At 43.6% G+C, this 19,189-nt stretch carries 16 protein-coding genes; 12 read left to right on the top strand and 4 right to left on the bottom strand.

The annotated features are described in order from the left end of the window. Positions 1–150 precede the first annotated feature (150 nt). From DYD21_RS16330 to DYD21_RS16320, 3 genes are read left to right on the top strand one after another with little or no spacing between them, the layout of a single operon-like run. Entirely contained in the window at positions 151–2,505 is a 2,355-nt protein-coding gene (locus DYD21_RS16330; protein ID WP_116038065.1) for a two-component regulator propeller domain-containing protein, read from the top strand. Continuing rightward, the gene (locus DYD21_RS16325) at positions 2,502–3,152 is read left to right on the top strand and encodes a glycosyltransferase (RefSeq protein WP_116038064.1); all 651 of its coding nucleotides are present in this window, start codon (positions 2,502–2,504) and stop codon (positions 3,150–3,152) included. Before DYD21_RS16330 ends, DYD21_RS16325 begins: the two co-directional genes overlap by 4 nt. Next, a complete protein-coding gene (locus DYD21_RS16320; RefSeq protein ID WP_116038063.1) occupies positions 3,149–5,278 on the top strand; it encodes a glycosyltransferase in 2,130 nt (709 codons plus the stop codon). The genes DYD21_RS16325 and DYD21_RS16320 overlap by 4 nt, the downstream gene beginning before the upstream one ends. A 27-nt stretch (positions 5,279–5,305) precedes the next feature. Here the strand turns inward: DYD21_RS16320 and tgt are convergent, their stop codons facing one another. Beyond that, a complete protein-coding gene (gene tgt, locus DYD21_RS16315) occupies positions 5,306–6,433 on the bottom strand; it encodes a tRNA guanosine(34) transglycosylase Tgt (RefSeq protein WP_116038062.1) in 1,128 nt (375 codons plus the stop codon). Between the two features lie 87 nt (positions 6,434–6,520). Between tgt and DYD21_RS16310 the strand changes: the two genes are divergently transcribed. From DYD21_RS16310 to DYD21_RS16300, 3 genes are all read left to right on the top strand, one after another. Next, on the top strand, positions 6,521–7,930 hold the full coding sequence (locus DYD21_RS16310) for a sugar transferase (protein ID WP_233505568.1): 1,410 nt from the start codon (positions 6,521–6,523) through the stop codon (positions 7,928–7,930). Between the two features lie 3 nt (positions 7,931–7,933). Continuing rightward, entirely contained in the window at positions 7,934–8,659 is a 726-nt protein-coding gene (locus DYD21_RS16305; protein ID WP_116038061.1) for a polyprenol monophosphomannose synthase, read from the top strand. An 82-nt stretch (positions 8,660–8,741) separates the two neighbouring features. Then, positions 8,742–9,179: a hypothetical protein gene (locus DYD21_RS16300; protein ID WP_116038060.1), complete on the top strand. Its 438-nt coding sequence runs from the start codon at positions 8,742–8,744 to the stop codon at positions 9,177–9,179. Positions 9,180–9,188: 9 nt separating this feature from the next. On the opposite strand, the gene amrB is transcribed toward DYD21_RS16300, so the two are convergent. Both amrB and nth read right to left on the bottom strand, forming a co-directional pair. Beyond that, complete coding sequence (gene amrB, locus DYD21_RS16295) at positions 9,189–10,424, bottom strand: AmmeMemoRadiSam system protein B (RefSeq protein WP_158607334.1); 1,236 nt, start codon at positions 10,422–10,424, stop codon at positions 9,189–9,191. Further along, positions 10,421–11,113 (bottom strand): endonuclease III, encoded by a 693-nt coding sequence (gene nth / locus DYD21_RS16290; RefSeq protein ID WP_116038080.1) that lies wholly within the window; start codon positions 11,111–11,113, stop codon positions 10,421–10,423. Before nth ends, amrB begins: the two co-directional genes overlap by 4 nt. 113 nt (positions 11,114–11,226) lie before the next feature. Between nth and DYD21_RS16285 the strand changes: the two genes are divergently transcribed. The 5 genes from DYD21_RS16285 (at position 11,227) to DYD21_RS16265 (ending at position 17,285) form a co-directional block, all read left to right on the top strand. Beyond that, positions 11,227–12,450: an MFS transporter gene (locus DYD21_RS16285; protein ID WP_116038058.1), complete on the top strand. Its 1,224-nt coding sequence runs from the start codon at positions 11,227–11,229 to the stop codon at positions 12,448–12,450. Positions 12,451–12,518: 68 nt separating this feature from the next. Further along, the gene (locus DYD21_RS16280; protein ID WP_233505567.1) at positions 12,519–13,646 is read left to right on the top strand and encodes a DUF368 domain-containing protein; all 1,128 of its coding nucleotides are present in this window, start codon (positions 12,519–12,521) and stop codon (positions 13,644–13,646) included. Between the two features lie 99 nt (positions 13,647–13,745). Further along, entirely contained in the window at positions 13,746–14,732 is a 987-nt protein-coding gene (locus DYD21_RS16275) for a universal stress protein (RefSeq protein WP_116038057.1), read from the top strand. Positions 14,733–15,153: 421 nt separating this feature from the next. Beyond that, on the top strand, positions 15,154–15,918 hold the full coding sequence (locus DYD21_RS16270; protein ID WP_116038056.1) for an SDR family NAD(P)-dependent oxidoreductase: 765 nt from the start codon (positions 15,154–15,156) through the stop codon (positions 15,916–15,918). A 308-nt stretch (positions 15,919–16,226) separates the two neighbouring features. Then, positions 16,227–17,285 (top strand): hypothetical protein, encoded by a 1,059-nt coding sequence (locus DYD21_RS16265; RefSeq protein ID WP_116038055.1) that lies wholly within the window; start codon positions 16,227–16,229, stop codon positions 17,283–17,285. A gap of 46 nt (positions 17,286–17,331) precedes the next feature. Here the strand turns inward: DYD21_RS16265 and DYD21_RS16260 are convergent, their stop codons facing one another. After that, a complete protein-coding gene (locus tag DYD21_RS16260; RefSeq protein WP_116038054.1) occupies positions 17,332–17,826 on the bottom strand; it encodes a CIA30 family protein in 495 nt (164 codons plus the stop codon). 610 nt (positions 17,827–18,436) lie between these two features. On the opposite strand from DYD21_RS16260, the gene DYD21_RS16255 reads away from it, so the two are divergent. After that, positions 18,437–19,156 (top strand): M48 family metallopeptidase, encoded by a 720-nt coding sequence (locus DYD21_RS16255; protein ID WP_116038053.1) that lies wholly within the window; start codon positions 18,437–18,439, stop codon positions 19,154–19,156. Positions 19,157–19,189 lie beyond the last annotated feature (33 nt).

Genomic DNA, 19,189 nt, shown 5'->3' with positions numbered 1-19,189 from the left:
TTTTTTCCTGTTATTACTTTGCTTGTGCAATCAAAATTCCTAATATAATGTCTTACTATAAGATGGTTTTTTGAATGTGAAATATTCCGCTTATTTTGACGTATAGTTCACAAGTGTCGGTATATAGTTTCACTTTATCACAGGTAATTTTTGAAATCGTTATCATCCATCTCACGTCTTTTCTTTACGTTTTTTCTGCTGCTAATAAATGTTAGTTATACCTCAAACGCACAGCAGAACGGGCAGTGGTCAGCAATTACATCATACAACACAGTAAATGGTATTACCCAGGATTCTGAAGGTGTAATCTGGGGAGTATCGGATGGAGGGCTTTTTTCATACAGCGAGGGCAGCTTTAACAATACTTATACTCCTGTTGATGGCATGTACAGGCTGGATGGCAGGGAGATATACTATATAGAAGAAAATAACCTGCTCATAATCGGCTACATAGATGGTATGCTGGATGTTTATGATCCTGGAAACCAGACTTTTGAGCGTATTGAAGATATCAGAAGAGTTCAGCAATTTACATCAAGAGGAATAAACTCAATTCTTAGCTATCAAAACGGGATTTATATTGCTACTGACTTTGGCGTTGTTATATATGATCCAAACTCATTTTTGGTCACCCAATCCATCACGAAAATTGGTTTCCTTGACAGAGGAATACCCGTAAATGATATAGATATTGTAGATGGCACAGTTTACCTGGCGACACAACAAGGTGTGGCAAACATTGACTTGTCTCTAAATCTGGATATTGAATCAAATTGGACGATTTACTCTCAAGAAGACGGCCTGCCAGCCGCATCCATCCAGTCTGTTTCGTTTTTTAATAACGAAATTCATGCCTCTACCGAATCCCAAAATATGATCTATAGAAATTCAGTATGGGAAACGAATGAACGTTATGCTGACCAGGAGAATATCAATTATCGGAAAAACAGTGATGGAAGTATGTTATCTGCATTTAATAGTAACAGAATTTTTCTCACCGATTCAAATAATGACACGGAAACGGTTCATTTACAATCACAAGGAATTACAGATGTAATTTATGATGGTGATTTCACATCTACACTGTATGCAGGAAGCGCAGCCCAGGGAATGGGCATTGCAGAGCTTCCTGGGTCCTCTTTTAGTTTTACAGCTCCATCAGGGCCAAACCTTAATTTTTTTGAGGGGATGTCTTTCGAAGGGGATATATTTATCTCTGGAACAACGAGGATTTCTCGCAGAAGTACGATTCTTGATTATCCGAAAGGGTATTATATATATGATGGCACAGAATGGAAAAATTTTAATCGTACCAATACAGAGATTCTGGCTCAAACAAACTTCAGGCAGACATTTACTACTACTTTTACCGATGATTATTACTATATCGGAAGCTGGGGAAGGGGGATTGCAAGACATCACAGGGAGACAGATGAAATAACGGTTTTTAACGCATCAAACTCTCCGTTACGAGGATTTGCAGCTGATTCAGAAACATTTGCTGTCATTTCAGGTCTCGAAACGGATTCGGATGGAGCGGTGTGGGCAACCAGCAGATATGCTACAAATCCGCTATATGTGCAATTGCCCGGAGAAGATGAATGGGTTATGTATCCTAAATCAAATGCCATCGGCAGTACGGATGAATATCTTGGACTGTTTGTTGATTCTCATGATCAAAAATGGATCACCCTACAATCCACAGGAAGCGCAGGAAGAGGTGTACTGATACTTGATACGGAAAACTCAGCCGATCCCAACGAATCTTTCGGTATTAAACTAACGGATGATGTGAATAACGGGAATCTTCCGAGCATGCAGGTTACGGATATCATTGAAGATAAAGACGGTGAAGTTTGGGTGGGAACGGAAAGAGGCATTGCCCGCTACATTTTTCCGCAATTTATTATTAACGGCACATCGGAAGAACGAAGAGGACAATGGCTGTTAAATAACGATCCTGATGCAGAATCTCCTTTTTTACTCAGAGATATTAATGTTACATCTCTAGCTGTGAATTCAGCCAATCAAAAATGGATTGGGACAGCAAGCGAAGGCGTTTGGCTGTTGAACGAGAGCGGCAATGAAATTTTGAAACATTACACAGTTGAAAACAGTCCGCTGTTATCGAACACAATTCGAGATATTGCCATTTATGACAACACCGGAGAAGTCTACATCTCTACTGAACTTGGGTTAAGTGTGTATCGTGATACACCAACTACGCCGGTGCAAACAATGGACAACCTGAAAGTGTACCCAAATCCTTTTTTGTACGATCGTCACGATTCAATATTTATTGAAAATCTTTCAGAAACAACAACTGTACGTGTACTTGGTGTGGATGGAACCTTAATCCGAAGTCTTGATATTCGAGGTGGCAGAGCGGAATGGAATGGAATGGATCACAGGGGGCGCCAGGTCGGTTCAGGAGTTTATATTATCGTTGCACTGGATCCAGATGGGGATCAGAGAGGAATCGGTAAAGTGGCCATTGTCCGATGAAAAGAGTAACCGCTGTCATCGTAAATTACCAAACTCCGGAACTGCTGTATGAAGCAGTTTTATCATTCAAAAAAATCTATCCTGATGTTCGACTGGTTATTTTTGATAATGGCAGCGAGGATCACTCAATAACAGTTATTAAATCCCTGCAACAATCATATCCTGATACAGTTTCAGCACATTTTGAAAGGAAAAATATTTTCCACGGTCCCGCACTTGATAAATCATTACAAGAAATCGTGGAAACGGAATTTTGCTTCTTTCTGGATAGTGATACCGTGACAAAAAAAGGGGGCTTTCTCGAGAAGGGAGTAGAACAGCTTAATGCAGAACCACTCAACTATGCTGCCGGACATATCGTAACGGCAAATGCCAGGGGATTTAAATCAGAAGATGGTGTCCCTGTAGTGGTGACTCCTTATCTGTTGATGAAAACAAACCCTTACAAACAATTTCCCCCATTTATTCATCACGGCCAGCCAACGCTTGAAAATTTTACTGAAGCGCAAAAAAATGGATACAGATTGATTCATTTCCCGATGGAAAAGTACATTGATCACCTTTGGCGCGGTACCGCTTCAAAATATGGATATGGGCTTGGCTTAAAAGGTAAATTGGACTACGTGTTAAACAAACTGGGATTATGAAAACAACTCAGTCCCGGCCGGATCTCTCAGTAATTATCGTCAATTACAATGTGAAGGAGTTCCTGGCAAATTGTCTTCAGTCTGTGATAAAAGCTTCAAAAAATCTAACTACCGAGATTTTTGTAGTAGATAACAACTCCGATGACGGCTCCATACCTTTCCTGAAGAAATATTTCCCGCAGGTTCATTATATCGAAAACAAGGAGAATTATGGATTTGGAAAAGCCAATAACCAGGCGATTCAGAAAGCCAATGGGAAATATACGTTATTGCTTAATCCTGATACCCTTATCCAGGAGGATACTCTGCAGGTACTCATTGACTTTATGGAGAGTCATCAAAAATGCGGAGCAGCGGGTTGTAAAATTCTGAATCCGGATGGATCATTTGCACCAGAATCCCGCAGGTCTGTGCCAACACTTTCTGCAGCTGTGTATAAAGCGATGGGATTGACGGCCCTGTTTCCAAATAACAAACATTTTGGGGCGTATTATCAGGGGTGGAAGGATGAAGATGAGCAGTCGCAAGTCCCGGTGTTATCAGGGTCATTTATGTTTTTCAGAACCGAGTGCCTGAAGGAGATGAACGGGTTTGATGAACGGTTTTTCATGTATGGCGAAGATATTGATCTCTGTTACAGAGTGACTGAAGCCGACTGGGAGATACACTATGTGCCGGAAACTTCGATTATTCATTATAAAGGGGAGAGCACCAAAAAAAACGAGCTGGCATATAATCGCGTATTTAATGATGCGATTTATAAATTTTTTGACAAACACTATACCAGCAGATATTCCAGCCTCTTCAAGTTTCTAATTTTTTGGGCGATTCAGTTCAGGGTAGTGATATCGTTTTTTGTAAATAATATAAGGGAGCACCGCTTTGTATTAACAGACCTGGCCATATTGAATCTGTCATTGATTGTTGGAATGGTAATACGAGCAAGCTTTGATGAACGAGGTTTGATGTCGATGATGCAACCTCAGTTTTTGTGGCTTAATCTGCTATGGAGCGTACTGTACCTCCTGTTCATGCAAACGTATGGAGTATTAAAACAGAAAAATGCGTACTCCATTGTCGGGAGTCTCAAATCTGTGTTTTTTAGTTTCCTGATGCTTGTGGCGATTACGTTTTTCGTGAGAGATCTCGCCTTTTCGCGCATTATACTTGCCGTATCATTTATGCTTGGATTCGCTTTTGTTGGATATTCAAGATTCAGCAGAGTGAACCGCATCAAATCTACACGGCTATCACGCGGAAAGATAAATCCGCTGCGAATTGTACTGGTGGGCTCAAAAAAGAGTATATCATCCATTAAAAATAAAATTAACCTGAAGGCCGGCTGGGAAGTTGAAATCGCAGGCAGCTTATCGCCTGAAACTTTTAATAAAACAGAATCAGAGGGTTTGAATCGAACGATAGCATCCGATCTGACCGATAAAATTCAATCAGATCGTGTAGATTTGTTTCTATTTCTGATGGATTCTGTGAGTTATAAAACATTACTTACATCGATCAGAAAACTCAGGGGTGAGAGAACCGAAATTAAAGTTGTTCCGGCGGGGATGGATTTTATTTTAGGTAAGTCTGAAGTAGAATATTTCGATTCTATAGCCGAGGAAGATCCGGAACTGAATTATTTTAATCCTATTCAAATTGTACTCAAACGCCTTTTTGATGTTGGCCTGAGTCTTGGATTTCTATTGGTATTGCTTCCATTTACCTGGGTTTGGCTGCTTTCACCGGGAAAAAAGAAATACGAAATACCCGTTTTTAACGGAAAAAAATGGCGGGTAATTCGGTTGAATTCACATCATACGTTTACCGAAAAAGTTTTAAATCGGTTCAGACTTTCCTGGGGCATACTGTTAGGGAAATTGAGTCTTGTGGGGTCGCAGCAAATGCCCGGAGAGAATTCCAGATCCTATAAAAGCGGCCTGACCGGATACGTGCAAATAAACAGAGACAGAGTTTCAAGTGAAAAAGAACAAGCTCAGTTTGATTTGCATTACCTGCAGAATTATTCCATTTGGCTGGATTTTGATATCCTTTTTAAAGCTCTGATTCGCGAGGAATCCCTCACTGGAGCTTTTATCGAAACGTCTGAAAAAGGTGCGGAGAATTAATCAGGTACACAGGGAACCTGTCCTGTTTTAAATCTTTTTGTCAACAGTTTCCGACATTCCAGGGTACCAATCCGAAAATGTATCATCTTCAATTCTACTCCTGGCTTCGCTCATCAGCCAGAGATAAAACGTCAGGTTCTGTTTGGATGCGAGCTCCAGACCAAGAAGTTCATTGGCTTTAAACAGGTGATGCAGATAGCTCATTTTATATTTACTGCAAAGATCACTCGGGAAATCGGTATCCAGCGGCTGATGATGATGTTTCCACTTTGCATTTCGGAGGTTGATCTTTCCATACCGGGTAAAAATCATTCCGTTACGGGCATTTCGGGTTGGCATCACACAATCAAACATGTCCACACCACGGGCCACACACTGCAGCAGGTTTGCCGGTGTTCCCACTCCCATCAGGTAACGGGGCTTCTCTTCGGGCAGATGTTCGGTGTTAAAATCGGTAATTTCATACATCAGTTCATTCGGTTCACCCACACTGAGCCCGCCTATGGCCAGTCCTTCAAAATTGAGTGAAGCCATATATTCAGAGGACTCTTTTCTGAGATCTTTAAATGTTCCTCCCTGCACAATACCAAACTGTGCCTGGGAGTGCCCATATTTTGGTTTTGAAGTCAGGAAAGCCTCACGGCCGCGTTTTGCCCAGCGATGCGTAAGCCCCATGGACTCATGTACGTAGCTTTTTTCTGCGGGATAGGGCGGGCACTCATCCAATATCATGATGATATCTGAACCGAGTACGCGCTGAGTTTCTACAACATTTTCGGGGGTAAAAAGATGCTTGGAGCCGTCAAGATGACTTTTGAAAGTTGCCCCTTCTTCTTCCAGTTTTCGGTTATCAGAGAGAGAGAAAATTTGGTATCCACCTGAATCGGTTAAAATCGGACGATCCCAGCGCATGAACGAATGTAATCCGCCGGCATTCTCCATAATTTCATTTCCCGGTCTCAGGTACAAATGATAGGTATTACCCAGGATAATTTGAGCTTTCACTTTATCAGCAAGATCATCCTGGTTCACGGCCTTTACACTGCCCACAGTTCCAACCGGCATAAAGATGGGGGTTTTTATAGAACCGTGATCGGTTTTTAAAATTCCAGTACGGGCTTTTGACGATGACGAAGTTTTCTCTAATTTGAACAAGAATATGTGTGTTTAATACCAAAATTACCTTTTATATTGTCAGGCTGAACGAGTTCTGACAATTTCAACGGAATTGAAGATAACCCTTTGCCTGCTTTAAATCGAAATCGCGAAACACTTTTTACCGCTCTTCTGGATGGACTCGTGCTCTGTATGTCGTGGTATATTTTTACCGTGTTGAATCCGGATTTAACAATCAACATTGCAGACCGGGAGAATGTTTCACTGGTTGTTCTTGGAGCGATTCACACCGGGTATTGGCTGCTGATATTCTCATTTATGGGGCTCTATAAAAAATTATACCTGATATCCCGGTTTGATGAGTTTCTGAAAGTAGCCAAAGCAACGGTAATCGGAACCCTCATTTTGTATTTTTATGCAACATTTGATGGAAATTTGCACATCGTTGATGCTTTTTCAAGTGTAACATCCTACGCACTGCTTGTTGGGGGAGTGATTACTGTGAACCGGTTTGTTGTTCGCAGTATTCAGCGGTTTTATGCGATGCGCGGAAAGGGGTTGCACCGGGCTTTGATAATCGGAACCGGAAAGAATGCACTTTCTGCTTTTGATGATCTCACAAGAAATAAAGCGCTGGGTATGCAGGTCGTTGGATTTGTGAACGTTCCAAATGGGAGGAACGGTCAGATGATTCATGTAGACAAAGAAGAAATTATGGGGGATCTTGAAGAGATTGATGAACTTATCAACCGGATGGAAATTCAGGATCTGATTGTAGCTCTTGAACCCGAAAAAAGGGATGATCTCATCAAAATACTCAGCCGTGTGAATAATCCGGATATAACGCTGAAGCTCCTCCCCGACTTTTATCAGCTGGTTAGTGGTTTGAATAAAACCAACCAGATTTTTGGTCTGCCACTGATCGAAATCTCACCCGACCTGATGCCGTTTTGGGAAAAGGCTGTCAAGCGGATTATGGATTTATCGATCTCACTATCTGTTTTGATTTTGATGCTTCCCGCTATAGCTGTTATCTCTGTTGTGATTAAACGAGATTCACCTGGCCCGGCTATCTACAGCCAAAAACGTGTGGGCAAAAAAGGGAAGATTTTTACCATGTATAAATTCAGGACTATGCGGAATGATGCAGAAGCCGAAACCGGGCCGACCTGGGCTGCAGAAAACGATCCGCGGGTAACAAAAATTGGAGCCTGGCTTCGGAAAACACGCCTGGATGAAATTCCACAGTTTTACAACGTTCTGAAAGGAGAAATGAGCCTGGTTGGGCCACGCCCCGAACGCCCCTATTTTGTGGAACAATTCAAAAATGAGATTCCAATGTATACCCGAAGACTGAGAGTTCGGCCTGGCATTACCGGGTGGGCGCAGGTAAAATGGAAGTACGACAGCTCCCTGGACGATGTGAAAGAAAAAACTAAATATGACCTGTTTTACGTAGAAAACATGTCGCTTCGGATGGATTTTAAAATCTTGATTAACACCGTTTTTTCGATGGTAAGAGCCAAAGGCCAGTAACGTATGCGCAGTGCAATCGTAATTATACCGACCTATAACGAAGCCCACAACATCGCAAAGGTGATTCGCCGGGTATTGGATCTGGAACGTGAAGTTCATCTGCTGATTGTAGATGATGGGTCACCTGACGGCACGGCGAATATTGTGAAAGAGCAGCAGAATCAATATCCGAAACATATTCACCTGATTGAGAGAGAAGGTAAACTCGGTCTGGGAACGGCTTATGTTGCCGGATTCCGGTATGCGCTTGAAAATGGATACGAATATATCTGTGAGATGGATGCTGACTTTTCCCACAACCCGGATGATCTGCCAAGGCTGATTGACCCGGTTGAATCGGGAGAGGCGGACGTTGCAATCGGGTCGCGATATTCAAAGGGAATCAGTATCGTTAACTGGCCGCTCAGCCGGTTAATCCTCTCATTTGCTGCAAATCTATACGCGAGATCAATCACCGGACTCCCGGTGAAGGATACTACAGCAGGCTTTAAGTGTATTCACCGGAAAGTGCTCGAAAGTATTGACCTGAAGAAAATTAAATCCAACGGTTACGCTTTTCAGATTGAGATTCACTACCGTGCATGGAAGGCGGGTTTCAGGCTCAAAGAAGTTTCGATTATTTTCAGGGAGAGGGAAGAAGGGGTTTCAAAAATGTCCAAATCTATTGTTCGGGAAGCGATCTGGAGAGTTTGGGCGCTGAAAATTCAAAGCGTGACGGGCAGACTGTAATAATTGGATTGTAAGGAGTGAGAACTCTGAAACCATTTATCCGGTTTGATGGGGTAAATAATTTTATCAATTATCACCCATTATGAAAAATCAGTTCTCTACAGACGGCCTGAAATTTCTTGCAATTCAGCTGCTTATTATGGCAACATTTGGATTGGCGGCAGTTGCCAAATGGTTCCCTCCGGGAATTCCTGAAAATTTTATCAACCAGTTTGGCGATACCTGGCTTGGCTCTCTGCCAGGCGGACTATTCATTCCCTATTACACTATAGCCGTGACGGAGGCAGCAGCTTTCTTCCTTGCCCTGATCAGCTTTTTTCGGCTGGAATGGATTCGGGGTAATACGAAATACTTTTTGAAACTCAGCCTGATCCTTTGCCTTTTTATTTTTGTAATCCTCGCGTACGGGCTCAGGTTAACGGGTGAATTTCAGGGTACGGCCAACACTTTTTTCTATTTTGGTGTAACGCTATTTGCGCTATATCTCACAGAGAAAGAGGATAAAATGGTTACAACCTGAAAATCAGGCTCAGTAGATCACAGATCCAAACGATACGGCACTTTCCCGCTCTGTCTCATCCCACCAATTGTAGTTTATTTTTTTTCCGTTCAAGCCGGGAAATGCTTTCAGAAACGTATATAGCGGAGGGAAACCGCAAACTCTGTACGCATCAAACTCTTCAGCAACGGTCTGCAGCATGATTTGATTATCTCCCTGAACGGCGGCTGAAAGGAATGATTCATCAAACTCTTCAACATCGGGTCGCATAATGGAGGCCTGGACCTGGTCTCCGAACTTTCTGCCAACGTGGGATAAATCCCCGCTAATGAGATAAAATGTATCCTCATCATCAGCCTGCTGTAGCGTCTCCGTGAACGCGCTTACTTTTTGGCCAAGATCACCATCTTCTTTGTAGAATAGTTCGTCCAGACCGCCAACCAGGATAGGCACAATTTTGAAATCGTGCTGCCAGATGTGATGAATAAACAGCAGATGGGTTTCGATACTGTGTTCGATTCTGTGAGCACGGTCATGCAGTGTGAATCCTGCCGACTTTGCTGTCTCCTCAAGTTTTTCGATGTACGCAAGATCGGTCTCAAATCTTGTACCCGGAAGCAGGTAATCTTTTCTTGAACCGATGAACGGATTTCCATCATAAATTTCGGGATGATAACCACTATAGTGTGAAGTGGCCAGGATCACAACTCGCTTGGGTCTCAGACTTTTCAAAGCAGAGAAAGCTTCAGCGTACTGTTTTGATCCCACTCTCAGATCAATATGCGGCGCATAAAGTGCTTTTGCTTCCTTAACCGGATTATCTGCATGGGATGATCCTGCCTCATCCATCAAAGAGTCCATAAATGCTTTCAGCTCAGCGATTTCAGCCGGATAACTGGTTTGTACGAGTGCAGGCTGGCGAATATCAGAATTTTCAAACTGCTCTTCTATCCATCCTGAATAGTGCTGAAAATAAGGGCTCTCCAGAAGTTTTTGATTATCCAGCATCTGTACGAATTCGAGAAGCTTATCAGGTGAAATCCCGTTCCGGAAAAAAGGCTGCATTTGAGTGATCGATTTTTGTCCGTCTATCAGAGAAAGTATCGGCTCAACAGAGCTGTCGAGCGCGAAGCCGGACTCCGCAATTTTTATGGGATCGTAAAAAATCAGGAGATCACGGCCATCGTCCGAAACCGGAATGATCTGAATATCACGCCTGACCGGCGGGATTGGCGCAGAAAGAGAGTTAAAAAGTTTATTGTTCACGATTTCTGTCCTCTCATTTTCCAGCATTCACATTTTTTTCCATACTTGATACAGATCGGATGATCCGGCGGCTCACTGATACGCGCTTTACACGCATTTCGGCCGTGGTGAATCAACAGATGGGAAAGATCGGTCCAGCTTTCCCTGGGGAAAAGTGCCATCAGGTGTTTTTCAATCTTATTTGTATTCTTTTTCTCACGTGTAAGCCCAAACCGGTTAGACAGCCGTTTGACGTGGGTATCAACGACTACACCCAAGTTTTTGTTGAATGCGTTTCCGAGTACCACATTCGCGGTTTTGCGAGCGGCACCCCGCAGGGTCAGAAGCTCTTTCATGGTTTGAGGTACTTCTCCGTCAAAATCTTCCACAATGGTTTGGGAAGATTCTTTGAGTGATTTTGCTTTATTTCGATAAAACCCGGTTGTTCGTACCAGTTCTTCAAGATCTTCGAGTGGTGCTTCAGCCATGGTTTCGGGTGTGGGATACGCTTCAAACAGGGCCGGTGTAACTTTGTTGACCCGAACATCCGTACACTGCGCGCTCAATATCGTAGCGATCAGCAGCTCAAATGGATTTCTGTGATTCAGTTCGCAATGTGGATTGGGGTAGTGTTCGTAAAGTTCTTCAAGCAGTTCTTCTGCCCGGCTGACCTGTTCTTTTGTCTTCCGGGGAAGTTTCGATTTCGCCATAAAAAATCTGTTCAGTTATTGATTAGGTGAACATGCAAAAGGTAAATGGTATTCGAATCGTTTGAAAATAGAATCGGGCGATATAGAGAGCAATTTTTTCTATCTTTCGTGCCATGAAAAAAAAGCTCATCTACAGCGCGCTTTTCGTGCTGACACTGGTTTATATTAACAGTTTTTTTACCCGGCAAATTGTGGCTGTCCTGGGAGTGGATATCCGCGAGGCGTTTCAGCTTGGAAACCTGCAGGTTGGATTTCTGTATGGCACGGCATTTTCCGTGATTTATGCTGTTGCCGGTATTCCGATGGGGCGTTTGGCTGACCGAATTTCACGGCGATGGATGATTGCCGCGGGCTTGCTGGTTTGGAGTGTGATGACCGCTTTAAGCGGGTTTGCCACCTCGTTCTCTTTTTTAGTGACTGCACGTATTTTGGTAGGCCTAAGTCAGGCAACACTAAGCCCGGCCGTTTATTCTCTATTGGCCGATATGTTTCCGCCTGAAAAACGGGCAACGATATTCTCTTTATATGCGAGCGGAATTTTTATGGGGATTGGGCTCTCATTTCTTGCCGGTGGAACAATCGCGGCCGCATATGACTGGCAGATCGCGTTGATAGCTGTAGGCATTCCCGGGCTTGTTTTGGTACCATTTGTGCTTTGGATTGTACCGGAACCCGACCGGCAAATTGTGCGTCACACTCCCAGTCAGGTGATGGTACAGGATATCAAGAGATTGATTTCAAAAAAAACCGTTCAATATCACCTGATTGGTTTTTCAATGCTTGCCTGTACCGGGTATACGGTTCTGGCATTTGCCGGCACAATATTTAACGACGTATTTCAGCGGCCGGACCTTACGCCGCAATACGGCTGGTTTCTGTTTGGTGTATCCCTTACGGTGATTCTATCCGGCAGAGTGGCCGATAAAATTGCCAAAAAAGATCCCTCGAGACGATTTCTTCTCGGTACTGTTGCAGCACTTGGCGGGTTGCCGTTTTATGCCTGGGGGCTTTTTCATTCAGAAGCCCAAATGGCCTACTGGATGTTGGGAATCGGCGTTCTGTTTTCTTCATCCTACAATGGCGTTGGAGCTGCGCTGATGCAGTTTCTTGTGCCCTCTGAACAGCGTGCTCTCGCCGGAGGAGTTTACCTGTTTGTGATCAGTATTGTTGGATTTGGTCTCGGTCCCCCGTTTGCCGGATGGCTGATGGATTCGGTTTTTACCGGCCCTTACGGCGCATCTCAATCACTTTTTTCGGTAATGATGGTTTGCAGCATCGGAAGTACGATTGCCTTCTGGCGTGCCATGCATCATTATCGCCGGGATGCCATAGATTAAATTCATTTCTTGAAAACATTCGGATTGATCCGTACCCTTTTTTGAATATTTAAACTGAGAATAAATCATTGAATCAAATAGAAGAACAGAAACCACATATTGATGAGACCAAGTGGTGGGAGGCCCCTTTTCTGATTATTAAGGGATTTTTGATGGGGTCTGCCGATATCGTACCGGGAGTAAGCGGGGGTACTATGGCACTCATCACAGGAATCTACGATCGCTTGATCTACGCTATTAAAAGTGTAGATCAGAATTTTGTGAAAAAAATTGTCACACTGAAATTTGCTGAAGCGTTTACCATTTTTCACTGGAAATTTATCTTTTTGCTATTCACAGGGCTGATCAGCGCAGTATTTTTCTTCACAAAAGTAGTGCCGCTTCAGGTCTACATGTTCACCCACCCGGAAATTGTGTACGGTCTCTTTTTCGGTTTGATATTAGGGTCCGTATTTCTGCTGATCATCGAAATTGCACCGGAAAAACGGGGCTGGAAAAATGTTTTTCCCCTTGTAGCCGGAGCTCTCGTTGGATTCTGGATTGTGACCCTGGTACCAACCGATACCCCAAGCACGGCCTGGTTTGTAATGCTTAGCGGCGCAATATCTATCTGTGCGATGATCCTGCCCGGGATTTCCGGGTCTTACCTGCTGCTTATCCTGCGGCAATACGACTATATTTTAACACAACTTGGTAATCTTGGTACGTCAGAAACAGTAGCATCTATTCTGAACCTGGCTCCATTTTTTGCAGGTGCATTAGTTGGCATTGTTCTTTTTTCAAGGGTTTTATCGTGGCTGCTGAAGAATTTTCACGCAACAACGTTACTTGTTTTAGTCGGGTTTTTAATCGGTTCGCTCTATGTGATCTGGCCCTACCAGGACCGGCAGTTTGAAGCCTCCGTTCGATCTACCCAGGTTATGAATTACACGGATCCAGCCGTGCAGGAAATTCTTGAAACTGAAGATGAACCGAGACTGCCGCGTTATCAGCGAATAGCAAGAATCATAAATCCGGAAGCACCATCCGATGATCAACGCCGCGTGGAAGTTGAAACGGTGTCAAAAAAACTGCTTTCATCATCGCCATTCATACCCGAACGAGGCCAGGAGGATGTGAATGTAAGAGGCGGTATCATTGGTATTACCCTTGGAATTTTGATGATCTGGGTTATCTCATATCTCCGAAAATCTTAGCGATGAAAAAGGCTGTTATTCAAGGATTTACATACAATATTCACAAAATTTGTGTAGTTTTTAGATAGAAACAAATCACTCAAACCACAGGGGATAGATATGATTCGGTTTAACAAAATTCTGGTTCCAACAGACTTTTCTAAAGGGGCAGAGAGCGCATATGCCGCAGCTCAAAAATTAGCGGATACATTTGGCGGAACGATCGATTTTATACACGTGGTGCCAACCATCAAATACCTGGCAGAGAGCGCAAAACGTTTAGGAACTCCAATCGATATTAATGAGGATGTATACCCGAAAGTATTTGAAGAGGCCGAACATCAGCTCGAAAAAGCGATGGATCAATACCTGAAGGAGGAATCGAGAGGTGAGGTAAAGGTAATTATCGATCGAAAACCATCGGATACCATTGCGAAATTTGCTTCATCACATAATTATGATCTTGTGGTGATGGGCGCTAAAGGGCGGGACAATACCAGTATGATGCGCGGAAGTACAACAGAAAAAGTGATTCGCAAATCGAAAGTACCCGTATTTTCAATTGAAGGCCGGCTGAATGAGCATGAAATAAAAAATATCGTGATGCCAACAGACGGATCAAACTTGTCATTTACAGCATTTCCGATGGCTGTAGCATTAGCTGACACCTTTAACGCCAAACTGACTCTCTACCAGGTTCTTGAGCTTTATGGCAATTCTGTACTCGGTAATCTGCCAAATCCCGGAAAAGATGAACTTGTGGCGGTATATGAAGAAGTGATCCGAAGGCTGAATAAATTTTTGACGGACCAGGGTATAGAATCCATCCACATTCAGCAGTCCGGAGTTGTATTCGAAGATACCGTTGTGATTACCGAGGGTGAAGACAGCCGGCAGATACCGCTCGAAATGAAAGTTGAGAAAGGAGTGTCGGCACACTATGAGATTGAAACATACACATCAGAAAACGCAGATCTCGTTGTGATGGCTACACATGGTCACAGCGGGTTTGCTCATCTCATCCTTGGGTCCACGGCTGAAAAAGTGGCTCAATATGTAAAAAAACCGGTGATTACGGTCAGACCAGATAAGAAATTGTTCAAATGATCTGATCAGCTTTTTGAAAGTATATCGAAGTTGGGTTTTAATGTCCGGTTGGTGAAAAGCTTCCGGACATTTTTAATCAAAAGTGGTTTAATTCCCCGACCCTCTGGGTCGGAAAGGAAAAAATTCCCCCTTTGAAGGGGGAAGCGAACAGAGAGAGCTGGGGATGACTCTCTGAGTTCGGAAGTGCCCATTTGTAGTTGTTAAGCATAAAAGGTCATCCCCCATTGCCCCCTTCGAAGGGGGACACTTCAAAATAAACTCGATATTGACCAAAAAGTTATGGATTCTAAGTGGATACCTCGTGGGCTCTGCCCCGAGGTAGTTCATTTTTGTAACCAAATGCAGCCACTCTTTCATCACGGCTACATATTGGATTGGTAGTTTCTATGAAAGCTAATCATAATCAAATGGAGGGTATGATATGAGAATGAAAGAAAAAGTTGCCGTAATCACAGGCGGTGCTGGCGGGATTGGACTTGAAACTGCCCGCATGTTTTTAAAAGAAGGAGCCGAAGGAATATTACTTACAGACCTGGACGATGCGCGCCTGAAGGATGCAGCAAAGCAGCTTGAATCGGATCGGGTGGCTTATTTTGCCGCAGATGTATCAAAAAACAGTGATGTTGAAGCGTACTCCAAAAAAGCGATTGAGAGGTTTGGCCGGATTGATGTTTTGTTTCTGAATGCCGGAATTGAGGGAGTGGTAAAACCCCTGACGGAATATCCCGAAGATGTGTACGACAAAGTAATGGCGGTGAATGCGAAAAGTGTTTGGCTCGGGATGAAACACGTTTTTCCGCATATGAAAGAGAATGGAGGAGGGAGCGTGATCATCACTTCATCGGTTGCAGGAATGCAGGGCACTCCTAATGTAATGGCGTATGTAACCAGCAAACATGCGGTAATCGGGTCGATGAAGGTAGGAGCACTGGAAGGCGCTGAGCACAACATCCGGGTGAATAGTATACATCCATCACCGGTAGATAACAGAATGATGCGATCCCTGGAGGAAGGTTTTTCCCCCGGCGGAGCTGAGGAGGCAAAAAAAGGATTTGAAGCGATGATCCCGCTCGGCCGGTATGCTAAAAATGATGAAATCGCCTCACTAGCACTTTTTCTTGCATCAGATGAAAGTAAATTCATCACAGGTGCAACATATGCAATAGATGGCGGGCTTACCACGTAGCAGGATCCGATATGGCTTATTTTCTAATTGAAAAGCCGGCATCGAAAGATGACCGGCTTTTTTATTGATAAAATGTTCAGCAGATATCCGGCAAAATTTCGCCGCAAAACCTGTAGATCCCATTTTAAACCACTTGAAAAACTCATTGAGCTTATGGGTGAGAGTATGATAGATATTGCGCAAACGATTAAAGGTAACAAGTCAAACTGTTGTTAATTCGAATTTCTGTAACCTTGTGTGTTTGCTATTTTTAAAAGAATTCCTCTTTTTTCATCCACATCTAAGATTAAACGATTTGCAACTTTACAATGACCGAGCTATCTGAACTTTGGCTTTTCGGTATGTTATTGGCCGCATTTGCCGGCGGAGCTTTTGGTGCTGCGATTGGGGCATTGCCCGCTTTTATTTTTACAGGGTTTCTGGTGATGCTGGGAGAAAGCGTTAAAATTCTGGCCGGAGATTTGTCGGGAGTAGCAGGATTTGATCCATCATCTTTAGATCAGGCCGCTGCGATAACCGATCAACTCGGTTTCGGGCCGCTTTTTGGACCTCATATCAGCTTTGCTGCGGGAGCTGCCGCATCTGCCTACGCCGCTAAAAAAGGTTATATGGATACCGGGTTCCCATATCACGAGGCAAAAAACATCATCTATGCCCACGGCCCGAAACCTGATGTTCTGATAGTAGGCGGGCTTTTCGGGATTCTTGGCTACTGGATTACCACACTGTCGGTTGCGTTTAATTTACCGTGGGATCCGATCGCTGTTGCGGTTGTGCTTTCGGCTTTTGCCCATCGTCTTTTCCTGGGATATCCTTTGATGGGAAAAGCAGAGGAAGGGATTTTGAATATGAAACCGTTTAAAGACGGTAAAGAACGAACCCAAAAGCTGGCGGGAGAAACAAAAATCCGCCTTAAAGTTGAACCCTGGCTTGGACACCAATATAAATGGGTGGATGTTTCTCTGCTTGGGGTGGTGGTAGGAATTCTTGCTGCGTTTGTAACCTATACGACCAGCAGCGTTTTTCTACCGTTTGGCATCAGTGCTGCGTTACTTCTTTTTCTGAACCTTGGGGTTGCTAATATCCCGGTAACTCACCATATGGCTCTTGTAGGGAGTACGGCAGTTGTTGCCAGTACCGGAGGGGAATTCATGGAATACTCTATGGCAATTATGCTTCTTACCGGTGGTTTGTTTGGATTCATTGCAGCACTTTTTGGTGAACTTATTCAGCGGATGTTTTATGCCCATGCCGACACCCATCTTGATCCGCCTGCAGCTGCGATTGTTCTTGGTACGCTGCTTATTGCAATTCTGGCGATGATCGGAATTTTTCCATCCGCCGCATGGGTACCACTGCCATTTTAGTGATCCTGTTATGCCGGGTTTATAGCAAGAGGCTTACAGACTCTCATCACGAAATTGCAGAAATGATGTCTGTTTCGAGTCTGAAATTTCCGCTCTGTCCGTCACTTATCAAAAAGCCGTATCTTACAATTGCTGACAAGTCTGGTTCAGGAACATTTTTCGGTGTTTGTCCTCTGTAAGTTGGCTCAAACTCAGCAATGGGTAGCTGTACGGTCATCCATTCGTCTGCTTTCGTATCGAACCTGTACTCATACCACCACTTATCGGGGTTGGTTTCTGTGCCGGTTTGGAAACGAAAACTATACCGTTTTCCATCTCCTTTCACCTTCAGCTCTATCGTTCGATATCCTTTCAGGCTGATCGGTTCCTGGTTTTTTACTGATGCAAATCCCCCGTTATTCGCCAATGAAATGTTTCCGAGAAATACTCCGTTGCCATCAAAATTGATCTGAAAGCGACTGGATGATTCACCACCCATAATGCCATCATTTACAATGACCCACTGTTGCCGGGCAAAGTTTGAGAAGTCTGTAATGATCATAAAGTTGTGCTCTTATAGATTTGCGTAGTGATGTGAGTTCTATTCAAAATGTCATTTTTTTATTAAATCCAGGGGAAACTTTCGTTTGGTTTGAAATAAAATCCGATGATTGTCTGCTGAATTATAATCTATGATTCATAACTTCAATACACCTTTGTAGGGTTCCTATTTTGAACCGAGATATATCATGTATCCTCATCTTTCCCAGGTTCATTTTTGCTTGCCCAAAAACGAACCAAAAAGGGCACAAACGATCAGAACTCGCTTGTGCGGACAGGAATTGGAGTGCTGAATTCACATCGATGCCGCCCTACGCTCAAACAATGATCGTTTGATCGTTGGGTGTGTTGATTTTTGATAGATCGTATAGATCATAGCTTACGTCAATACAAAACGATTGGCACTTAGAAAAGAAATCTAAATGTGTTGTTCACATACCATTAAATATGAGCTCGATTAATCATATGTTTTTATTTCAATTTTAAAAAAGAATTCAGGTAAAGAATATTTAGCGTTTAAAGTTCTGATAATTTTTAACAAAACAGAGAAATGGATCAAAATATTCCGTAGTGTTCGGTCAAATTGATTTTTTAGATATCCTATTTGCAGAATGAATCGAAAGCGGAAGTTTAACATCAGCATTGACGGAATCCCGGTTGCCGTAACCCGGAAAAAAGTGAAGCACCTGAGGATTGTTGCCTATCCTTCGAGCGGCAGGGTACGGATTTCCAGCCCGATGCATGTACCGGACCGGGAGATCATTAACTTCGCGAGTGAACGCAGCAACTGGATCAGAAAGCACCTTTCTAATCCCGATACTGAGCTTGTGGATAAAGAACCAGAATTTAGAAATGGATCGACGCACTTTATCTGGGGTGATCCGTATTTTCTTAAAGTTGAGGAGGGGGCGAATCGCACAATGGTGCGGTTGGGTGAGGATAAATCAATCAGAATGTATCTGAAAAACGGATATGGCCCGGAGATTCGGGAGCCGGTGATGAGAGAGTGGTATCGCAGAAGTATCAAGCAAAAAATTCCGCCCCTGATTAAAAAATGGGAACCGGTAATGAACGTATCCGTTCGCGACTGGGGTGTTAAAAAAATGAAAACCCGGTGGGGAACCTGTAATACTCAGGCGGGACGCATTTGGCTTAACCTGGAGCTTGCAAAACGCAGCCCGGAGTTTCTGGAGTATATCGTGGTACATGAAATGACTCACCTGCTAGAGAGGCCGCACAGTCGCCGTTTTTACCAGTTGATGGATCGTTTTCTCCCCGGATGGCGGGAAACGGACAAACGGCTCGGAGGAAGGCACTGGAAGCGATACTGAATTGATCATAAATCCGCCAGCAAACGAACTGAA

The sequence above is a fragment of the Rhodohalobacter sp. SW132 genome, from assembly GCF_003390325.1.
GTDB lineage: Bacteria > Bacteroidota > Rhodothermia > Balneolales > Balneolaceae > SW132.
Note: the sequence above shows the minus strand (reverse complement) of the source record. Positions and strands in the feature narration are given on the sequence as shown.